General features: G+C 48.1%; 11 protein-coding genes, 8 tRNA genes and 1 rRNA gene. All 20 read left to right on the top strand.

The features are described from left to right. Window positions 1-124 precede the first annotated feature (124 nt). The 20 genes from BN1546_RS10540 to hisB all read left to right on the top strand — a co-directional run bounded on the left by BN1546_RS10540 (window position 125) and on the right by hisB (window position 15,358). Window positions 125-3,051: ribosomal RNA gene (locus BN1546_RS10540) — 23S ribosomal RNA — on the top strand. Between the two features lie 132 nt (window positions 3,052-3,183). Next, window positions 3,184-3,275 (top strand) — tRNA-Ser (locus BN1546_RS10535). A gap of 28 nt (window positions 3,276-3,303) precedes the next feature. Then, window positions 3,304-3,380: transfer RNA gene (locus tag BN1546_RS10530), tRNA-Met, on the top strand. A 10-nt stretch (window positions 3,381-3,390) separates the two neighbouring features. Continuing rightward, window positions 3,391-3,466 (top strand) — tRNA-Val (locus BN1546_RS10525). Window positions 3,467-3,470: 4 nt separating this feature from the next. Further along, window positions 3,471-3,546: transfer RNA gene (locus BN1546_RS10520), tRNA-Thr, on the top strand. 18 nt (window positions 3,547-3,564) lie between these two features. Next, a tRNA-Asp gene (locus BN1546_RS10515) sits at window positions 3,565-3,641 on the top strand. Window positions 3,642-3,719: 78 nt separating this feature from the next. Next, a tRNA-Phe gene (locus tag BN1546_RS10510) sits at window positions 3,720-3,792 on the top strand. 9 nt (window positions 3,793-3,801) lie between these two features. Continuing rightward, a tRNA-Tyr gene (locus BN1546_RS10505) sits at window positions 3,802-3,887 on the top strand. Window positions 3,888-3,894: 7 nt separating this feature from the next. Beyond that, window positions 3,895-3,967: transfer RNA gene (locus BN1546_RS10500), tRNA-Lys, on the top strand. A gap of 156 nt (window positions 3,968-4,123) precedes the next feature. Beyond that, window positions 4,124-5,266 carry a PucR family transcriptional regulator gene (locus tag BN1546_RS10495; RefSeq protein WP_090737430.1) on the top strand — a complete coding sequence of 381 codons (1,143 nt, stop codon included), beginning with the start codon at window positions 4,124-4,126 and terminating at the stop codon, window positions 5,264-5,266. A gap of 103 nt (window positions 5,267-5,369) precedes the next feature. Then, window positions 5,370-6,494 (top strand): ABC transporter ATP-binding protein, encoded by a 1,125-nt coding sequence (locus BN1546_RS10490; RefSeq protein ID WP_090737428.1) that lies wholly within the window; start codon window positions 5,370-5,372, stop codon window positions 6,492-6,494. Window positions 6,495-6,842: 348 nt separating this feature from the next. Further along, window positions 6,843-7,781 carry an HPr(Ser) kinase/phosphatase gene (gene hprK / locus BN1546_RS10485; protein WP_013308232.1) on the top strand — a complete coding sequence of 313 codons (939 nt, stop codon included), beginning with the start codon at window positions 6,843-6,845 and terminating at the stop codon, window positions 7,779-7,781. Window positions 7,782-7,824: 43 nt separating this feature from the next. Further along, a complete protein-coding gene (gene lgt, locus BN1546_RS10480) occupies window positions 7,825-8,880 on the top strand; it encodes a prolipoprotein diacylglyceryl transferase (protein WP_090737427.1) in 1,056 nt (351 codons plus the stop codon). Next, entirely contained in the window at window positions 8,877-9,530 is a 654-nt protein-coding gene (ppaX, locus tag BN1546_RS10475; RefSeq protein WP_090737425.1) for a pyrophosphatase PpaX, read from the top strand. The genes lgt and ppaX overlap by 4 nt, the downstream gene beginning before the upstream one ends. Then, a complete protein-coding gene (locus BN1546_RS10470) occupies window positions 9,527-10,024 on the top strand; it encodes an acyltransferase (protein ID WP_013368793.1) in 498 nt (165 codons plus the stop codon). The genes ppaX and BN1546_RS10470 overlap by 4 nt, the downstream gene beginning before the upstream one ends. 143 nt (window positions 10,025-10,167) lie before the next feature. Then, window positions 10,168-11,319, top strand: a complete 1,152-nt coding sequence (locus BN1546_RS10465; protein ID WP_090737423.1) for an acyltransferase — start codon at window positions 10,168-10,170, stop codon at window positions 11,317-11,319. Between the two features lie 225 nt (window positions 11,320-11,544). Beyond that, on the top strand, window positions 11,545-12,750 hold the full coding sequence (locus tag BN1546_RS10460; RefSeq protein ID WP_090737422.1) for an ATP phosphoribosyltransferase regulatory subunit: 1,206 nt from the start codon (window positions 11,545-11,547) through the stop codon (window positions 12,748-12,750). Beyond that, window positions 12,747-13,391 carry an ATP phosphoribosyltransferase gene (hisG, locus tag BN1546_RS10455; protein WP_013368797.1) on the top strand — a complete coding sequence of 215 codons (645 nt, stop codon included), beginning with the start codon at window positions 12,747-12,749 and terminating at the stop codon, window positions 13,389-13,391. The genes BN1546_RS10460 and hisG overlap by 4 nt, the downstream gene beginning before the upstream one ends. A 61-nt stretch (window positions 13,392-13,452) precedes the next feature. Further along, window positions 13,453-14,766 (top strand): histidinol dehydrogenase, encoded by a 1,314-nt coding sequence (hisD, locus tag BN1546_RS10450; protein WP_058831109.1) that lies wholly within the window; start codon window positions 13,453-13,455, stop codon window positions 14,764-14,766. Then, complete coding sequence (gene hisB / locus BN1546_RS10445; RefSeq protein ID WP_013368799.1) at window positions 14,750-15,358, top strand: imidazoleglycerol-phosphate dehydratase HisB; 609 nt, start codon at window positions 14,750-14,752, stop codon at window positions 15,356-15,358. The genes hisD and hisB overlap by 17 nt, the downstream gene beginning before the upstream one ends. Window positions 15,359-15,361: the final 3 nt, after the last annotated feature.

The following is a 15,361-nucleotide window of genomic DNA, read 5'->3' as shown; positions in this document are numbered from 1 at the left end:
TTTATTATTGCACCTTGAAAACTGGATACCGAAACGAAATTGCGTTTTAGAATATTCCTTTAAGCTGATCTTGTGTAAACAAGTGAAATAAAGGTAGCATATCGTATTTACAATGTAGATACTAGGTTAAGCTACAAAGAGCACACGGAGGATGCCTAGGCGCCAGGAGCCGACGAAGGACGTGGCGAACAACGATAAGGCCTCGGGGAGCTGTAAGCAAGCTTTGATCCGGGGATGTCCGAATGGGGAAACCCGGCTGTCTTCATCGACAGTCACTACTCACTGAATTCATAGGTGAGTGAGAGGCAGACCAGGGGAACTGAAACATCTAAGTACCCTGAGGAAGAGAAAACAATAGTGATTCCGTCAGTAGCGGCGAGCGAACGCGGATTAGCCCAAACCAAGGAGCTTGCTCCTTGGGGTTGTGGGACGTCTCACATGGAGTTACAAAGGAACCGGTTAGATGAAGAGGTCTGGAAAGGCCCGCCAGAGAAGGTAAAAGCCCTGTAGTTCAAAACCCGTTCCCTCCGAGACGGATCCCGAGTAGTGCGGGGCACGTGAAACCCCGTATGAATCCGGCAGGACCATCTGCCAAGGCTAAATACTCCCTGGCGACCGATAGTGAAGCAGTACCGTGAGGGAAAGGTGAAAAGCACCCCGGAAGGGGAGTGAAATAGATCCTGAAACCGTGTGCTTACAAGAAGTCAGAGCCCAATTTAGGGGTGATGGCGTGCCTTTTGTAGAATGAACCGGCGAGTTACGTTCCCGTGCAAGGTTAAGGTGAAGAGCTGAAGCCGCAGCGAAAGCGAGTCTGAATAGGGCGAATGAGTACGTGGACGTAGACCCGAAACCGGGTGATCTACCCCTGTCCAGGGTGAAGGTGCGGTAACACGCACTGGAGGCCCGAACCCACGCATGTTGAAAAATGCGGGGATGAGGTGGGGGTAGCGGAGAAATTCCAATCGAACCCGGAGATAGCTGGTTCTCCCCGAAATAGCTTTAGGGCTAGCCTCGGAAAGAAGAATCGTGGAGGTAGAGCACTGATTGGGTGCGGGGCCCGCAAGGGTTACCAAGCTCAGTCAAACTCCGAATGCCATGGATTTAGTTCCGGGAGTCAGACAGTGAGTGCTAAGATCCATTGTCGAAAGGGAAACAGCCCAGACCATCAGCTAAGGTCCCCAAGTGTGTGTTAAGTGGGAAAGGATGTGGAGTTGCACAGACAACCAGGATGTTGGCTTAGAAGCAGCCACCATTGAAAGAGTGCGTAATAGCTCACTGGTCGAGTGACTCTGCGCCGAAAATGTAACGGGGCTAAACACACCACCGAAGCTATGGCTTGATGCATTGCATCAGGGGTAGGGGAGCGTTGAATGCGGGTTGAAGGTGTACCGGAAGGAGCGCTGGACTGCATTCAAGTGAGAATGCCGGTATGAGTAACGAAAAGATCTGTGAGAATCAGATCCGCCGAAAGCCTAAGGGTTCCTGAGGAAGGTTCGTCCGCTCAGGGTAAGTCGGGACCTAAGGCGAGGCCGATAGGCGTAGTCGAAGGACAACAGGTAGAAATTCCTGTACCACCGTAATCCGTGATGAGCGATGGGGTGACGCAGTAGGGTAGTGACGCGGACTGATGGATGTCCGTCTAAGCAGTGAGGCTGATGTGTAGGCAAATCCGCACATCGTTAAGGCTGGGCTGTGATGGGGAGCGAAAATTATAGTAGCGAAGGTCATGATCTCAGACTGCCAAGAAAAGCCTCTAGCCAGGAGAAGGTGCCCGTACCGCAAACCGACACAGGTAGGCGAGAAGAGAATTCTAAGGCGCGCGGAAGAACTCTCGTTAAGGAACTCGGCAAAATGACCCCGTAACTTCGGGAGAAGGGGTGCCTCGGTAGGGTGAATAGCCCGAGGGGGCCGCAGTGAAAAGGCCCAAGCGACTGTTTAGCAAAAACACAGGTCTGTGCGAAGCCGCAAGGCGAAGTATACGGGCTGACGCCTGCCCGGTGCTGGAAGGTTAAGGGGAGTGGTAAGCCTTCGGGCGAAGCTATGAACCGAAGCCCCAGTAAACGGCGGCCGTAACTATAACGGTCCTAAGGTAGCGAAATTCCTTGTCAGGTAAATTCTGACCCGCACGAATGGCGTAACGACTTGGGCGCTGTCTCAACGAGAGATCCGGTGAAATTTTAATACCTGTGAAGATGCAGGTTACCCGCGACAAGACGGAAAGACCCCATGGAGCTTTACTGCAGCTTGATATTGAATTTGGGTACGATCTGTACAGGATAGGTGGGAGCCGTTGAATCTTGAGCGCCAGCTTGAGAGGAGGCATCCTTGGGATACCACCCTGATCGTATCTAGGTTCTAACTTGGTACCGTGATCCGGTGCGAGGACAGTGTCAGGTGGGCAGTTTGACTGGGGCGGTCGCCTCCTAAAGAGTAACGGAGGCGCCCCAAGGTTCCCTCAGAATGGTTGGAAATCATTCGAAGAGTGCAAAGGCAGAAGGGAGCTTGACTGCGAGACCTACAAGTCGAGCAGGGACGAAAGTCGGGCTTAGTGATCCGGTGGTACCGCATGGAAGGGCCATCGCTCAACGGATAAAAGCTACCCTGGGGATAACAGGCTTATCTCCCCCAAGAGTCCACATCGACGGGGAGGTTTGGCACCTCGATGTCGGCTCATCGCATCCTGGGGCTGAAGTAGGTCCCAAGGGTTGGGCTGTTCGCCCATTAAAGCGGTACGCGAGCTGGGTTCAGAACGTCGTGAGACAGTTCGGTCCCTATCTGTCGTGGGCGTAGGAAATTTGAGAGGAGCTGTCCTTAGTACGAGAGGACCGGGATGGACGTACCGCTGGTGTACCAGTTGTTCCGCCAGGAGCACCGCTGGGTAGCTATGTACGGAAGGGATAAGCGCTGAAAGCATCTAAGCGTGAAGCCCCCCTCAAGATGAGATTTCCCAATTAGTAAGACCCCTTGAAGACGACGAGGTAGATAGGTTGGGGGTGGAAGTGCAGTAATGCATGGAGCTGACCAATACTAATCGGTCGAGGGCTTATCCTAAAGATAAGACGCAATGAAGTTTCGGATCCAGTTTTCAGGGTGTAACACCTTGGAATTACGCTTGATATTCAAATTCACTTTGCTGATAATCTGAATATCTTGTAGAATTTCACTAAGCGAGTCCATTCATATGGAGAGATACCCAAGTGGCTATAAGGGGACCCTCTGCTAAGGGGTTAGACTGCGAAAGTGGTGCGAGGGTTCGAATCCCTCTCTCTCCGCCATTTAGGACAAGCTAGTGAATTATGTTATGGCGGTGTAGCTCAGCTGGCTAGAGCGTACGGTTCATACCCGTGAGGTCGGGGGTTCGATCCCCTCCGCCGCTACCATACATACCCAGGAGGCTTAGCTCAGCTGGGAGAGCATCTGCCTTACAAGCAGAGGGTCGGGGGTTCGATCCCCTCAGCCTCCACCATTGTGCCGGTGTAGCTCAACTGGTAGAGCAACTGACTTGTAATCAGTAGGTTGGGGGTTCAAGTCCTCTCGCCGGCACCATTTTTTTGAAAAATATAGGGAACTGTGGTGTAGAGGCCTAACATGCCTGCCTGTCACGCAGGAGATCGCGGGTTCGAATCCCGTCAGTTCCGCCATTTTTCAGTTTAATATTTTCACCGTACTAAAGTGGGAAGGGGTATCCCTCCGCACTTTATTTTTTTGTCAATGGATATGGCTCGGTAGCTCAGTCGGTAGAGCAGAGGACTGAAAATCCTCGTGTCGGCGGTTCGATTCCGTCCCGAGCCACCTTTATATGGAGGATTAGCGAAGTGGCCAAACGCATCAGACTGTAAATCTGCTCCCTTACGGGTTCGGTGGTTCGAATCCATCATCCTCCACCAGTTTTATGAGCCATTAGCTCAGTTGGTAGAGCACCTGACTTTTAATCAGGGTGTCGAAGGTTCGAGTCCTTCATGGCTCATCAGAAGTCATCAACTATAAGTTGATGGCTTTTTTGCATTGTTTTAAGTTATGTTTTTATATAGCTTTTTGTTTTAAGGTATCGACAGGTTATAATAAGTTCATTATGTTCGCTTAGTGTTTATCTATATTCTAAAAAAAGTGAAGTGGTGATCGCGTGACTTTGGATACAGAGTGGATTCAGCAACAGCTTCAGAATATAATTCAAGCGCCTTTTACCATAGTGCCTTGGTGCCCAGAAATGATGGCAGAAGGAGAAACAACCGATTCAGTCATACCGGATAGATCATTTGTTAGTGAAAATAAATTATATTTTCCGTTTCGTGCATCGGCAGGTGAACTGGCTGCTTTTGCAGTAGAGGCCAGATACTTGTCGGATCGAGAACGGAAGTTGATAGAAGCGCTACTGGGGAACATGGAACAAGTTTGGCACAATGGTCCAAGCTTGTCGGTCAACCGGGCTTATAGCGAGGAAGAGCGGATGAGTCGTTTTGGACAATGGCTCATACAGGAGGCAGCCAACCTAAACAGTAAAGAAGAGGTTCCTGCTGAATTAGAACTTCGTGATCCGCTATCAGCGTGTATGGTGCCTTTTTTGCTAAATGGTGAGGGAACACAGGATGGAGCTATTACCTATACGCAGCTTCATCGATTGTTAGCGAGCTATTTTGGAGGGGATGTGCTGCTTACTCCATTAGACGAACAATCTTGGCTGATTCTCGCTAAAAAGGAGCTTTTATTAGGAGCCGACGATGAACGGGATAAAGATACTGAGACCAGAGAGGCAGATTTTGCGGAACCGCTGGAGGAGGTACTTACGGCTTTTAGCTTGGGGTTATATGAACTTATCGCGAATGAATGGGTCGGTGTATTCCATTTGGCGATTTCCAAGCCCTCGATCCCTTTGCAAAGTCTTCCCCACGAGCTGAATTTATTATGGGAGACGATCCATCTTGGCAAGCTTTTTCATGTAACAGAGCACATCCACCTTTCATGGGAGCTTCATTTGGAGAGACTGTTAAATCGCATTCCCAAGGAACAACGTGTGCTATTTTTGGAGCAAGTAATGAAGTCATCTGTCATACTGGAAGACTCAGAAACGATGGCTACATTAGATATCTTTTTTCAACTGGATTGTAATGTGAGTGAGACAGCCAAGCGTCTGTATGTTCACCGAAATACGTTGATTTACCGTTTGGACAAGATTAAACAGGAGACCGGATTGGACGTGAGGACGTTTAATGATGCGGTTTTGGTCAAACTATATCTGCTATTGTACAAAGTGACAAAAAGGAAATAGCATTTTTGTGCAGTTTGCGAATAGTCATACTTTGGGTACTAGGGTAAGATACAAGTAGAAAATGTATTCGATTTCAAAACTTGACCTTGGGGAGGCAAAAGCTATGGCTGGCGTACGTTTAGAGCATATTTTTAAGAAATATCCAGGTGCAGAAAAAGCTACGGTTGTTGATGTCAATTTGGACATTCAAGATAAAGAATTTCTCGTATTGGTTGGTCCTTCCGGTTGTGGGAAGTCTACTACACTTCGTATGATTGCTGGTTTGGAGGAAATTTCAGACGGTAAATTGTACATTGGTGATCGTGTTGTGAACGATGTGGCTCCAAAAGACCGCGATATCGCGATGGTATTCCAATCCTATGCCTTGTATCCGCATATGAACGTATACCAAAATATGGCTTTTGGTCTGAAGCTCCGCAAGGTTAAAAAGGAAGAAATTGATAAACGCGTACGTGAAGCGGCTAAAATCCTCGATATTGAGCATCTGCTGGATCGCAAGCCGAAAGCGTTATCAGGTGGTCAGCGTCAGCGTGTTGCCTTGGGTCGTGCGATTGTACGTGATCCACAAGTCTTCTTGATGGATGAGCCACTGTCCAACTTGGATGCTAAGCTGCGTGGTCAGATGCGTGCGGAAATCACGAAGTTAGCTAAGCGTCTGGAGACGACCGTTATCTATGTAACACATGATCAGGTTGAAGCCATGACGATGGGTGATCGGATTGTAGTTATGAAGGATGGTATCATTCAACAAGCTGCTTCCCCGGATGAACTGTACAACCGTCCAGTGAACCTGTTCGTAGCTGGTTTTATCGGCTCTCCTACGATGAACTTTATCTCGGGTAAGCTGGTTGAAAAAGAAGGTGCGTTGCATTTCGCAGCAGCAGGTCTGGATCTATTTGTACCTGAAGGTAAGGGACAGATTTTGAAAGCGAAAGGCTACATTGGCAAAGAAGTGATCTTGGGCATTCGTCCTGAGGATATTCATGAAGAGCCTGTATTCTTAGAGGCTTCTCCGAACACGATCTTTACATCCACTGTGGATGTAACGGAAAACCTCGGTCATGAAATGCTGTTGTACCTGAGTGGTGCCGGAAACGATACGATTATTGCCCGTGTAGACGGACGTTCCAATACTCGTGATGGTGTCAAAGCGAAGTTGGCTGTTGATATGAACAAAGTTCATATTTTTGATAAGGAATCGGAATTGAGCATTCTGGTTGGCGAATAAGATAGCCTCTGGAAGAGAGTCGCAGTTTTCCCCAAGCGGAGAACTGCGACTCTTTTGTATATGATATCCGCTACTAGCTTTGGCATTGCATTCAATGGAAAATTCCGATACGATGGGTGTACAATGGTGCAGGTTTAGATTCAGACAAGGTTCGTTGGCATAAGTCCTAGATTGGGGCTTGGAGGTCCAACTATCGGGATAGGGATAGCCTGGAATCCTATTGTTAAATCAAGTGAAGTGTGGACTCATTCAGGATAGACTGTGTGGGCTTGTATGGTTAATAGAATAATGCTACATAAATCAAATGGCGTATAGAATCCGGTTTTTGCAGATGAAGGAGAGAATACAATGGCTAAACAGGTAAAGGTATCCGAGCTTGTACAGCAGTTTCAAATGGAGGTTATTTCCGGTGAAAAAGGTCTGCGCAGACTGATCACCGTGGACGATTTGAATCGCCCAGGCCTGGAGATGGCCGGGTATTTTGAATATCATACACAGGAGCGGGTACAGCTTTTGGGAAGGTCTGAGCTGGCTTTTCTGGGTATGCTGCCTCCTGAGGAGCGACGGGATCGGATGGAGCGTTTGTGTACAGAGCTGACTCCATGTATTATTATCACACGTGGCCTGGAGGTACCGGCCGAGTTAGTGGAGGCAAGCGCAGAGCGAGATATTCCTGTACTGCGAACCAATATGGCGACGACGATTTTATCAAGCCGGATCACAGGTTTTCTGGAAAGAAAGCTGGCACCTACGGCGACTATTCATGGTGTACTGTGTGACGTGTATGGCGTGGGAATGCTTATCACTGGCAGTAGTGGAATTGGTAAGAGTGAAACAGCACTGGAACTTGTTAAACGTGGGCATCGCTTGGTAGCAGATGATGCGGTAGAAATCCGGCAAACGTCCGACTTTCAGTTGCATGGAACAGCACCTGAACTAATTCGTCACCTGCTTGAAATTCGTGGCGTGGGCATTATTAATGTGATGACACTGTTTGGTGCTGGTGCAGTTCGTAATAATAAGCGGATTACATTGGTTGTCCGTCTAGAGGCATGGCAACAGGACAAGCAGTATGACCGTCTCGGTCTCGATGAAGAAACCACACGCATTATTGATACAGATGTTCCACTCGTTACGATTCCAGTACGTCCGGGCCGAAATCTGGCTGTTATTATCGAGGTAGCGGCCATGAACTATCGGTTGAAACAAATGGGCGTTAATGCAGCTCTGCAATTTACAAACAAGCTGACTGCGACGATTTCTGAAGATATGGAAGAGATGGATTAAGGTTCGTTCGGTTGCAAGGAAGAACAAGGAGTGAGAGAAACATATGTCAACGGCAACATTACTGCTGAATCCGATTGCTTTTTCAATCGGGGCAATCAAGGTCCATTGGTATGGGCTTATTTTGGGGCTGGCGGCACTTGTGGGTTTATATCTCGCCATCCGTGAGGGAAAAAGATTCGGTATTCCGCAGGAATTCTTTATGGATATGCTGCTTCTGGGTGTTCCATCGGCCATTATTGGAGCGCGTATTTATTATGTAGCCTTCAAATGGGAAGACTACCGAGATAATCTATGGGATGTCTTTAAAATTTGGAACGGCGGTATCGCGATATATGGTGCTTTGATTGGTGCCATTATATGTGCGGTTATTTATTTCCGCTATAAAGGGTATAACTTCTGGCGTATCGCTGATATTTGTGCGCCGGGTCTATTAATCGGTCAAGCGATTGGACGCTGGGGTAATTTTGTCAATCAAGAGGCTTACGGTGGACCAACGGAAGAGACTTTTTTGCGCAATCAGCTACATCTACCGGACTTCATTGTGAATCAGATGAACGTTAACGGGGTGTTTCATCACCCTACGTTCCTGTACGAATCGCTGTGGAGTATTGTAGGCGTGATTTTGCTGCTTGTGATTCGCCGGATGAAATTTGTACGTGCAGGTGAAATGTTTGCATTTTACTTCATTTGGTACTCTATTGGTCGTTTTTTCATCGAGCGGGTGCGGACGGACAGCTTGGCCTTTCAGGGACCGGACTGGCTGGCTTCCTTTGTGAATGCTCTGTGGTCCCCTATGGTATGGCTAGGGTTTGAACCGGGGTACTTGGATCCGAATTACGGTAACGTACGGATCTCACAGTTGCTTGCTATTTTCATCATTGTAGCTGCCGTGATTTTCATCTTGGTTCGTCGTCGGAAGGGCTCAGCTGTTGCGAGATATAGCGACCCGATTGTCTCCAGCAAGACAGGGATTGATCAGGTACCTGATGTGACGCCAGAACAGGTGTCCCGTCCTGGGCAGGATGCGGTTTCTCCAACTGCCACGGCGGATAAGCTATCTAAGGAAGACACGGATAAGGACAAGAAGGAGCATCTATGATAAATACGATTTTGTTTGATTTAGACGGTACCATTATGGATACGAATGAGTTGATTATCAGCACATTTTTACACATTTTGAACCATCCAGATGCTGATCCGCTAACGCGGGAGCATATTATTCCTCATATGGGGGGAACGCTGGACGATCAACTCCGTACTTTTACGGGATTAACGGATGTATCTGGGCTAGTTAAAGACTACCGTGCTTATAATCAAATTCATCATGATCAAATGGTGAAGCCATTTCCATATGTTATTGAGGTTATTCAGGAGCTACGTACACGAGGAATTAAGCTAGGGGTTGTGACAACTAAAATACGACCATCCACGATGCGTGTACTTAACCTGTTTGATCTGACTTCGTCTATGGATTACATTGTGACGGTAGACGATGTGGAACATCCGAAGCCTCACGCGGAGCCAGTGCTTAAGGCCTTGGCAGGTCTGAATGCTGAAGCGGAACATACGTTGATGGTTGGAGATAGCTCCTTTGATATTTTGTCAGCTCAGGCGGCAGGTGTGAAATCTGCGGGAGTGGCCTGGTCGCTCAAGGGTGAGGAAACTCTGCGCGGATATGGACCAGACTACATGCTATATGATATGAGGGATTTGCTGAAGCTGGAGCTTCAAGGTGTCAATGTATCGTGAGAAAGGTGAACCGCTATCCTGTAGAAGGTCCCAATGCGTTGTGGCAAATTTATCGGACGGTGAGCCCTTGGAAAGGCGTTAAGAACTTCATTTTCATACAGATTGCCCGGTATTGTCCTGTGCTTTCTCTGAAAAATGTTATTTACCGCAGAATGCTGGGGATGAAGGTTGGGCAACATGCTGCTTTTGGCCTGATGGTGATGGTGGATGTTTTTTTTCCAGAGCATATTACGATCGGGAACAATTCGGTCATTGGATATAACACAACCATACTGGCTCATGAATACCTTATACAGGAGTATCGCATCGGTAAAGTGGTGATCGGGGATCGTGTGCTGATCGGCGCGAATACAACCATATTGCCGGGTGTTACCATCGGTGACGGAGCTGTGGTAGCGGCCGGAGCGGTTGTGCATAAAGATGTACCGGCAGGTGCATTTGTAGGCGGTAATCCGTTGCGTGATTTAAGACGCTCTGGTGTGGATGAAAAGTAAATAGCACGATAAGAAAGGCCCCTTATGTATTAAGGGGTCTTTCTTGTGCTGTTTTTCTGTATAATAAGTGGGGTAATGCATATTGGTTATGTTTAAAAGTTGATAATAGTTATTTTTGCAAGGCGATATGGGAGCGTGTTGATTTGGTCAAAAAAGAACGTATACCAGAGCTTGATATTTACCGAGGAATATTAATTGCGGCCGTCATTACTATTCATGCAACTTCAATGGCATTGATTGATGCGCGTCATTCTCTATTGTTTTACCCCTTTTTATTTTTAAATATGTTTAGCAGCTTTGCAGTGCCTGTATTTATTTTTGTGAGCGGTTTTGTTTTATTTTACAATTATGTCGATCGGCCACTTCGTGGAAAGAGTATGCTTTTGTTTTTTCGAAAAAGACTGATGTTTATTGTGTTACCCTACGTTTTATTTTCTCTTATGTACTATTTGACCTTGGTGACACGTGGGTTGATGCCGCTTAGTGATCTTCCGCTCGTGCTGCTAACGGGAAAGGCGTATACGCATTTGTATTATGTCATTATTATCATCCAATTTTATTTGGCCTTTCCGCTACTGTTGTGGGGAGTGCAGCGTTTACGTCATTGGATATCGAGTCCACGGAGAGCAGCTTTTGTCATTTTGGCAGTAGGGTTGGTCATTCAATGGGGGTTTGTACTGCTGAACAAATATGTTTGGCAAGAGGAGAGAGGAAGCCTTGCGATTACGTATATCAGTTACTTTGCCTTGGGTGCCGCTGTAGCGATTGGATATGAAGGGTTTAAAAAGTGGCTTTTTCCAGTCCCAGGTACGGTAATGGGTCGCGGCCAGTTGATCAGCTGGTGGGCCCTGTGGGCGGCTTGGTTATTACTCGGGATCGTTTATGTACAAATATGGTTTGTAGCCTACCGCAAAGCCATTTATGCGGACTCGCTGGTTTATGAACTGCTACATAATGCATATGCTCTCGTATCTGCATTGGTGCTGTTTCAGTTATCGGTTTTATTATATCGTCATACTAGTGATAGACTGCGAATGTTCATCAGTTGGCTGGGAGCATGTTCTTTCGGTATATATTTACTTCATCCGGCGTTATTACGAGTGTATCGCAAACTGGATTTGCATGGTACACCGATAGAATATGTCTTCTCTGTTGCTGGCGGATGGGTGTTGGCGCTGTTTGGATCATGGCTGATTGTGACGTTGTTTTTCCGATATGTACCATTTTCATGGATCGGTTTGGGTACAGTTCCGAAGTTTCCGTTCCAGAGTAAAGATAAAAAGGCAAATTGCTAAATATTTTGACTTGGACTGTTGGCTTAAGGCTGACAGTCTTTTTTTAGGATTCATGCATTTTGCATTGGATAAAATATAGAGAAGGACAGCGACTTGTCTGACCTGTAAAAATGGGCTGCTTCGTTTGGTTGACGTTCATAAGTAGGGCATGATAATATATCGAATATACTTTAGTTTGTTAGCACTTTACCATGATAAAGATATTGAAATCATGAGGTGATAGAGATGTCTAAGCCAAAAGGATTCGAGATTCCTGTAGGGGTTCGGGATTACCTTCCACGTGCAGTGTCGAAGCTGCGGGCCATTGAACTGAATGTACTCGCATGTATGGAACGTTGGGGTTACCGGCAGATTATGACGCCTACGATGGAATACTACGATACGGTAGGAGTAGCTAGCTCTACTTCTGATCGGAAGCTGTTTAAATTGCTCAACAACCGAGGGACTACGTTGGTACTTCGTTCTGATATGACTGCTCCAATTGCACGGGTGGTATCTTCGTTGCTAAAGGAAGAGGAAGTACCGCTTCGCCTTTCCTATCACGCCAATGTATTTCGAGCGATTGAGGAAGAGGCAGGAAGAGAGGCAGAGTTTTTTCAAACAGGCGTGGAGCTGGTAGGGGATGACTCGCCTGAGGCTGATGCAGAAGTGGTAGCATTGGCCATTGCATCATTGCAGGCAGCGGGTGTTACCTCTTTTAAAATTGCCATGGGACATGTGGGATTCCTGAACGGGTTATTTGAGGAGATCATTCCAGGTCGCCAGGCTGAACAGCAGGCGCTAAAAGAACTGTTGCTCAATCGTGATGTAGTGGGCTACCGAACGGCGATTGAAGCTTTAGGTTTGGCGCCCGAGCATCGCGATAAGCTGGAGGCCATTCTTCGGCTGCGTGGCGGGAAGGAAATTTGCGAGCAGGCTACCCGCCTTAGTGTGGAGCAGCAGACGCTTCAAACCATTGCACATTTGTGCGAGGTGTGGGAAGTCCTGGAGGCATACGGCGTATCTGAGCATGTGTTAATTGACCTTACCATGATCGGGGATTTTTCATATTATACAGGAATGACTTTTGAGGGCTATGCAGCAGAAATCGGGTTCCCGGTATGCAACGGAGGTCGTTATGACAATCTGCTTCAGCAGTTTGGGCGATCTGTACCAGCAACGGGATTCGCATTGAAGACGAACCGAATCGTCGATGGTGTGGATGGTGTTGCAATTGAGACGAAGCGTCCTGTACTTATTTGTTATGACGAGCAGGAACGTCGAGAGGCGTTATCTGCAGCGGCACAGCTACGTGCAGAGGGGCTTACTGTGGTGACAGGACTCACGGGGGGACCGGAAGATCGACGTCGTGAGCAGCAGGATCTGTACGCAGAGGTATACAGCTATACAGCTGAAGGAAGACAGCCAGTACAAAGGAGGGAATTGCCATGACGGAAACATTGAAGGTAGCCATGCCGAAGGGACGGATTTATAAGCAGGCTTCCAAGTTGTTTCGCCAGGCAGGGGTTCCAATTCCACTGGATGTGGACGAAACCCGCAAGCTGGTCATTCCATTGCCTGAACTGGGGATGGAATTTATTATGGCGAAGCCCGTCGATGTTCCTACGTATGTGGAGTACGGTGCAGCTGACATCGGCATTGTAGGTAAGGATGTTTTGCTGGAAGAAAACAAGGATGTATATGAGCTGCTGGATCTGGGGATTGCCCGTTGCCGGATGTCGGTGATTGCTTTACCCGATTGGCAACCAGGTATTCGTCAGCGGGTCGCAACCAAATATCCAAATGTGGCTTCCCAGTATTTTCGGGAGCAAGGTCAGCAGGTGGAGGTCATTAAGCTGAATGGCTCCATCGAGCTGGCGCCGTTAATTGGTCTGGCAGATCGCATTGTAGATATGGTGGAGACGGGGCAGACCTTGCGGGAGAACGGATTGGTTGAGCAGATTAGCATACTGGATATTACCAGTCGTTTGATTGCCAACCGGGTCAGTTACCGGATGAAAAATGGTCCGATTCAGGCATTGTGTGATCGATTGCATCAGGTGATTCCAACTGAAGTAGTACCGAAGGGTTAAAGGAACGGCAACGGTTAAGGAGCATTCTGCAAGCAAGCAGCAGGTAAGGGGGAATGAGCAAATGAAGATCGTAGCAGCCCGTGATTTCAATCTCCAACGAGAGGTAGATTACGGAACACCTGAGCAAAACGAGGCTGTGCGTACGATTATTCAATCGGTACGCCAAGAGGGAGATGAGGCTGTCCTGCGGTATACAGAAATGTTTGACGGTGTATCGCTGACAGCGGAGCAGCTTCGTGTGACAGATGGAGAATTAAAGTTGGCCTATGATAAGGTAGAGCCTTCATTTATACAGGCGATTCGAGAAGCGGCCGCTCATATTCGCGCTTTTCATACCAAGCAAAAGCGTAACTCATGGATAGATTTACAATCAGATGGTAGCTTGCTCGGTCAAATCATCCGACCATTGAAACGTGTAGGCGTGTATGTTCCAGGTGGTAAAGCTGCCTATCCCTCCTCGGTATTGATGAATGTTATTCCAGCTCAAGTGGCTGGAGTACCGGAGATCGTCATGGTGACACCCCCGGCGACAGGCGGCAAGGCAGGGATCGACCCCTATACACTGGTAGCTGCGGCAGAGGCTGGTGTAACGGAAATATACAGGGTTGGCGGAGCGCAGGCTATTGCCTCTCTTGCATACGGGACACATAGTATTGAACCGGTTGATAAAATTTGCGGTCCCGGCAACATTTACGTAGCGCTGGCGAAGCGAGAGGTATACGGTGCAGTGGATATCGACAGTATTGCGGGACCGAGTGAAATTGTCGTATTGGCAGACGACACGGCGAATCCCTCTTATGTAGCGGCCGACCTACTTTCACAGGCGGAACATGACGAAATGGCCTCAGCCATTCTGGTTACGCCTTCGCAACGCTTGGCCGAAGAAGTATCAGCCGAGGTACAGCGCCAATTGGCGGAGTTGCCGCGCAGAGATATCGCTGCTGCATCGGTGGAGGCATACGGAGCCATCATTGTCGTTGACAATTTGGAAGAGGGCATCCGTATTGTCAACCGGCTTGCGCCAGAGCATTTGGAGATCATGACAGAGCAGCCGATGGAGCATATGGGGCTGATTGAAAATGCGGGAGCTATTTTTCTGGGAGCGTACAGCTCGGAGCCGGTAGGCGATTATTTTGCCGGACCTAACCATATCATTCCGACGAATGGAACAGCGCGCTTTTCTTCGCCAGTGGATATTGATGATTTTATCAAGAAGTCGAGTATGATCTATTACAGCAAGGAAGCACTGCTGCGCAATGGAGAGACCATTATGCAGCTTGCCCGGCATGAAGGGCTGGAAGGCCACGCACGGGCGATACAAGTTCGATTGGACAATGAGAAGAAGGCGGTGGATGGCGATGGGGAACGAAAATAACAAAGCAGAGCGTACAGGCAGTGTCAGCCGGAAAACGAACGAAACAGACATTCAGCTGTCATTTGCAGTAGACGGGACAGGGCAGGCCGAGATTGAAACGGATGTTCCTTTTCTGAATCACATGCTGGATTTGTTCACCAAGCACGGACAATTTGATCTGAATGTACAGGCCAGAGGGGATGTGGACATTGACGATCATCATACCGTCGAGGACATTGGTATCTGTCTGGGGCAAACCTTGCTGGAAGCATTGGGTGATAAAAAAGGTATCAAGCGCTATGCCAGCGTCTTTGTACCGATGGATGAGGCACTCGCGCAGGTTGTTATTGATCTGAGCAATCGACCTCATTTTGAGTATCGCGCAGAGTACCCGTCTCAGCAGGTAGGCAGCTTCTCGACAGAGCTGGTGCATGAATTTCTATGGAAATTTGCATTGGAGGCTCGCATGACGCTGCACGTCATTGTTCACTACGGGCAAAATACCCACCATATGATTGAGGCGGTGTTCAAAGCGCTGGGGCGTGCTTTGGATGAGGCGACCTCCATTGATCCGCGCGTGACAGGAGTGCCTTCAACGAAGGGAGTGCTGTAGTCC

It is taken from the genome of Paenibacillus sp. Mc5Re-14 (assembly GCF_001049835.1).
GTDB classification, from domain to species: Bacteria; Bacillota; Bacilli; order Paenibacillales; family Paenibacillaceae; genus Paenibacillus; species Paenibacillus polymyxa_C.
The sequence above is the reverse complement of the archived record's forward strand: the minus strand, read 5'-3'. Positions and strand labels throughout refer to the sequence as shown.

Excerpts from the sequence above, each read along its gene's own strand:
- BN1546_RS10490 (WP_090737428.1), top strand. The coding sequence starts at position 5,370 with ATGGCTGGCGTACGTTTAGAGCATATTTTTAAGAAATATCCAGGTGCA.
- hprK (WP_013308232.1), top strand. The coding sequence starts at position 6,843 with ATGGCTAAACAGGTAAAGGTATCCGAGCTTGTACAGCAGTTTCAAATG.
- lgt (WP_090737427.1), top strand. The coding sequence starts at position 7,825 with ATGTCAACGGCAACATTACTGCTGAATCCGATTGCTTTTTCAATCGGG.
- ppaX (WP_090737425.1), top strand. The coding sequence starts at position 8,877 with ATGATAAATACGATTTTGTTTGATTTAGACGGTACCATTATGGATACG.
- BN1546_RS10460 (WP_090737422.1), top strand. The coding sequence starts at position 11,545 with ATGTCTAAGCCAAAAGGATTCGAGATTCCTGTAGGGGTTCGGGATTAC.
- hisG (WP_013368797.1), top strand. The coding sequence starts at position 12,747 with ATGACGGAAACATTGAAGGTAGCCATGCCGAAGGGACGGATTTATAAG.
- hisD (WP_058831109.1), top strand. The coding sequence starts at position 13,453 with ATGAAGATCGTAGCAGCCCGTGATTTCAATCTCCAACGAGAGGTAGAT.
- hisB (WP_013368799.1), top strand. The coding sequence starts at position 14,750 with ATGGGGAACGAAAATAACAAAGCAGAGCGTACAGGCAGTGTCAGCCGG.